The organism is Citrobacter sp. TBCS-14 (genome assembly GCF_005280805.1).
Taxonomy (GTDB): domain Bacteria; phylum Pseudomonadota; class Gammaproteobacteria; order Enterobacterales; family Enterobacteriaceae; genus Citrobacter; species Citrobacter gillenii.
This window is the reverse complement of the sequence record NZ_SZWM01000017.1, coordinates 1-578: the sequence shown is the minus strand read 5'-3', so window position 1 is coordinate 578 and position 578 is coordinate 1. Positions and strand designations below refer to the sequence as shown.

The following is a 578-nucleotide window of genomic DNA, read 5'->3' as shown; positions in this document are numbered from 1 at the left end:
AAGCTTAACGATTTGAAAATCAAAGGCGAGCCCGTTGACCCAGCCAAAACCTATCGTATGGCAACGCTGAGCTTCAACGCCACCGGCGGTGATGGCTATCCGCGTATTGATAACAAACCAGGCTATGTGAATACCGGATTTATTGATGCGGAAGTGCTGAAGGAGTACGTGCAGAAGAACTCACCGCTGGATGTCGGTGCGTATGAGCCGAAGGGCGAAGTTACCTGGCAGTAACAGGGCGGAGTGCCGGATGGCGGTGCTGGCACCTTCTNAATCGCGGCGTGCGATATCGGCGAATTTCGCATCCAGAATTTTGGCCAAATCGTCCGCCGCCAGTTCAATATCCAGCCCGCGTTTGCCGCCGGAAACATAAATGGTGTCAAACGTTTGGGCTGGCGCGTCGATGAGCGTCGGCAATCTTTTTTTCTGCCCCAACGGGCTGATACCGCCTACCAGATAGCCGGTAGTGCGTTGCGCGACCATGGGGTCGGCCATATCGACCTTTTTGGCGCCCAAAGCTTTGGCAACCTTTTTGAGATCCAGTTGACCGGCTACCGGTGTGACGGCAACCGCCAGAT

The 578-nt window shown here is 54.9% G+C and carries 1 protein-coding gene and 1 pseudogene; one reads left to right on the top strand and one right to left on the bottom strand.

Annotated features, from left to right (window positions below):
• Positions 1 to 234: 5'-nucleotidase C-terminal domain-containing protein (locus FDX22_RS00060; RefSeq protein ID WP_186805250.1), on the top strand; the 234-nt coding region annotated here is incomplete at its 5' end.
• Between the two features lie 39 nt (positions 235 to 273).
• Here FDX22_RS00060 and FDX22_RS00055 read toward each other — a convergent pair.
• Positions 274 to 578 (bottom strand): annotated as a pseudogene (locus tag FDX22_RS00055) (YbaK/EbsC family protein); the annotation flags it as partial.